Origin of the sequence: Microvirga tunisiensis (genome assembly GCF_009296175.1) — a bacterium.
Lineage (GTDB): Bacteria > Pseudomonadota > Alphaproteobacteria > Rhizobiales > Beijerinckiaceae > Microvirga > Microvirga tunisiensis.
Genome location: NZ_VOSK01000482.1, coordinates 1 through 3830, shown reverse-complemented (window position 1 = coordinate 3830; position 3830 = coordinate 1). Strand labels below are relative to the sequence as shown.

Here is a 3830-nt window from a genome sequence, read left to right as displayed (position 1 = left end):
GCGAGAATTCCGCCTGCCTTGCAACTGCCAGCGGTGTTCCGCTTCGCGATTGGACGGGACATGCGTCGAACGAAGGCCGGCGGGATCGACCTCGTTTCAAAGGTAGCTGTGTTTGGTTGATAATGCCAGCGTGTGTTTAGGAACAGTTCTTGTTCCCACCCCGAAACGCCAGGTGAGATTGCCATTCAAGGCATGCTCCTGTGCATGCGTGCCGATCCGTCCCTGGTAGGCTACGCCAAGGGTAATGTCCTTCGCTACCTGCCAATCGAGGCCGGCCTCTGCCACGAGCGCATTCCGGTCCATGGGGATGCCGGAGACAGCGAAGGTGGTGGCCCCACCATGCAGCCTGCGAAGCACTGTCGGGTCCACATCGCCGTAGGCGTGGCGCCAGCCCAGCATGCCCCGCAGCGTCAGGGGAAAGCTCTTGCTCAGAGTGGCCTCGGCACGCAGGCCGAGAGTGGTCGTGGCGAGATCATGATCGCGTGAGAAGCCCGTCAGAGTCCCGATGCCGCCGTTCTCTGCAAAGGCGCCCGTATGCACACGCAGGACCGACGCACCGATGAACGGCTCGAGTTCGGCCGCTCCCAATCCAACGCGATATCCGATCTCGCCGAACGCCTGCATGGTCGTGCCGTCGTAGGACGAGGTCGCCTGATCCTGGAACCCGACGAACGTGATGCGGCGGGACATATTGATGTCATGTGCCGCATAGGACGCACCGAGACGGGCGTTGATTGCTCCCCAACGGGCCGAGCCGTAGAGGGCGCCAAAGATGCTCTTGTTGGTACCCGACGACAGGCGGGAAGCGACCTCGATGTCCGTGGCCGTGACGCCGCCCGCGATGCCGATCCGGACATTCTGGTCGATGGTCGCGTCCGCGCCGAGAATGAAGCCGCCCCTCGAGGTGCTAGCCGCCCCGGCATTGCCGTCCGAGCGCATCCTGCCCCAGGAGTCAAAGCGCGAACCCCAGAGCGAGAAGACGCGGGAATCGAGGGTCGGGGAGTGGATGACATCGACCTGCTGGATGGGGCCGTCACTGGCCTGGGCGACCGTGACCGTCCCGGCCGACAGAGCCGCTTGCGGCTGGCGAAGGCGGTCGAGCAGTGCGCCGCTGACGAGAGCTGCATCGCCGTAGGTGGCTGTCACCTGGGAGCCGTGGGCATCACCCGAGAGGCTGTCCAGTGCGCCCGGCGTAGATGCGAGGCTATTCTGAATCAGCGCATCATTGACCGGATTGCCGTTTCCGAGACCTTCCGCCGCGACTGCCACCGAGGCCTGATTGGTGGATCGGGCGACGCTGGAAAAGGTTACGCCGTTTCGACGGAATGTGACTGACAGGTCCTTTGGAGCGTAGTCGAGGTCGGGGTCGAGATAACCCGACACGCTGTTGGTCCGGAAACGTCCGAAGGTTCCCTTCGTGCCGGCGTTGGACGACAGGATGATCATCCGCTTGTTCACCGGGGCGATACCGTTCGCCAGAGCGATCTCGAGCGTGCCGCTCGCAAGCGTCGTCTGACCCGAGACGGCCAGCCTATCGTGCTGGCCACGCGCGTTTGTGTCAACCCGGTATGTCGAGCTCTTCAGGAGGCGGGCGTCGCCATTCACCGTCAGGGTGCCGATTGAGCCCTGGTTGACGCTGCCCGGCTCGAGGGTGCCTGCCACCGACAGGGGCGCTTCGATCCGGCCGAGACCTCGGAGAGTGGCACCGACATGGACCGCCAGCCGCGACTTCACCGAACCGTTGAGGGTGAGGATCCCGCCGAGCACGTCCGTGCCGCCCGCGTAGGTGTTCTCGCCCATCAGCAGCAGGTTGCCTTCGCCGCGCTTGATCAGCCCGCCCGTGCCGCGAATGTCGTTGGACCACGCGGAGTTCCAACCCTTGGTGTCCACATCGAACCGTTGAGCGAAGCCATCAGCCCCGAATTCATAGGGACCCTTCGCAGCTCGTCCGAGGTTGAACATGCCGCGGCCGTAAATCTCGGGCGCGCCCATCGGGGTCGCGGTCGTCAGCATCACCTCGATGATCTGCCGGGCCGTCATGTACGGGAAGGCCCCACGCAGAACTGCGGCGCCACCCGAGACCACAGGAGCGGCCATCGACGTGCCGCTCATGCCGTCATACTTGCTGTAAGGCAGGGTGGATTGAATCAGGGCTTCCTCCCGGGTCTGCCCCTTGATCGGGACGTCTCCTCCGGGAGCTGCGAGGCACCAGAAAGCGGTGATGCCGCAGCGATTGCTGTAGCTCGCGATCCGGCCCTGGCGGTTGGTTGCCACGACCGCGATGATCGTGCCGTAGAGATCCGACATGTCGACCTCGTCGAGGTCTGGATCATTCATGTCGGCGATTTTGTACGTCCTAGGATCGTTCGGATCCTTGGCGTCGAGCAAGAAACTGTAGATGCCTTGCCTGTGGTTTTCCGGGCGGATGGCAGGGAACAGTGCGATACCGGAGGGCTGGGCTGCGCCTTGCGGCTGATGGTGGTAGTCGTTGCCAGCAGCGAAGACCATGACCACATCGTTCCTGGCGGCGGTCTTGACGGCTTCGTACCCGCTCTTGAGACTGGGAAGAACCACGAGCTTAGACGGGAACTCGACATAATTTCTATTCGGCAGCCGGGTACCGTCTGGCTGCATGATGTACTTCCTCGGCAAGGGCGGCGGCCCATAGCTGCCGTTGATGACCGAAGCGCCGTTCCTCGCCGCATAAATTAGGCCGAGATCTGAGGAATACTCTCCCTTCTTCGCGACGCTAAAGTTGGTGCCCGCGGTCATGATTGTGGCGTCGTAGGCAACACCCATCGTCCCGCGTCCATTGCGGGCGGCACCGATGATGCCTGACACGTGCGTCCCGTGTCCCACGACATCGCTCAAGTCGAACGGATCGCGTCCGACTGCGAAGAAACGCGAGCGGGGTGATATGCGTCCGGTGAACTCCGGATGCGTCACGTCGATGCCGGTATCGACGACAGCGATGGTGACGCCCTTGCCCGTGTAGCCCATCGCATAGGCCTCGGAGGCATTGATCTCACCGAGATACCAGGAGCGGCGATATTCATGGTCTTCAAAGGAAGACGTCGACCGTAAAGAGGCAGGATCGGCACGGATGTCGAGCTGCTCTCTCAAAAACGTGGGGATCTCGCTCGCCGAAGCACCTGACATGCCCATTGCCATCAGGGCGGCTCCCGCCGAAAGCGAGGTGCGCACAAATCTGGCGCGGACGGATCGGCAGCGATCCGCAGGCGAGTCACCTGGAGCCGTTTCCACTAACGTGTAATCAGCTCTCTTCTTTGGTGCGCCGCACCTATTGACGGCAAACCGGAGCCACTTTGCCGGAAAATGCTCCGGACCTGCGAATGTTATCATAGGTGCCCCAAAGTATGGCCGATCGTGATTCCGGCGCTTTGCAATTGGAGCACCGTAAGATAAGAATAGACGCCTGCACGTTCAGTCATTGGATTGCCTGAGCGTCTCGCGTTGCGTGTCTCGGCGTCTCTTGGGAGGTGGTGGATTTGCCGATACCTCCTTTCCCATAGAATGCGATCTGACGCAGACCTGCCATGTTGCTTCCTTCCTTCGTTTCATCGATCGCGATGTCACCCACGACATGAATATCGGTCGACAGCTCCTGCCGCCCCGCGACGAGAGAGTTTCAAAACTCGTGCCAATTTGGCTGATCGAGCCGAAGAACGAACTTTGTGATTGCTTTTCAGCGATTTAGCCTGAGGCGACACAAGTGACAGGCTCAACAAGCCTGTGTCACAGAGCCGACAAACCCGACAGAAGGTGTCGGATGGCGTGACCTGCGATCGCTATACGTTGACCTCGCTGGA

2 protein-coding genes are annotated in these 3830 nt (G+C 61.6%); both read right to left on the bottom strand.

Annotation, left to right across the window (positions count from 1 at the left end):
* Positions 1 to 96: 96 nt before the first annotated feature.
* Entirely contained in the window at positions 97 to 3171 is a 3075-nt protein-coding gene (locus tag FS320_RS39750; RefSeq protein ID WP_202882955.1) for an autotransporter domain-containing protein, read from the bottom strand.
* Between the two features lie 277 nt (positions 3172 to 3448).
* Positions 3449 to 3559 carry a hypothetical protein gene (locus tag FS320_RS39745; protein WP_420846836.1) on the bottom strand — a complete coding sequence of 37 codons (111 nt, stop codon included), beginning with the start codon at positions 3557 to 3559 and terminating at the stop codon, positions 3449 to 3451.
* Positions 3560 to 3830: the final 271 nt, after the last annotated feature.

What these genes read in the sequence shown, in the direction of transcription:
- FS320_RS39750 (WP_202882955.1), bottom strand. Translation starts at nt 3,171, where the DNA reads ATGGCAATGGGCATGTCAGGTGCTTCGGCGAGCGAGATCCCCACGTTT.
- FS320_RS39745 (WP_420846836.1), bottom strand. Translation starts at nt 3,559, where the DNA reads ATGGCAGGTCTGCGTCAGATCGCATTCTATGGGAAAGGAGGTATCGGC.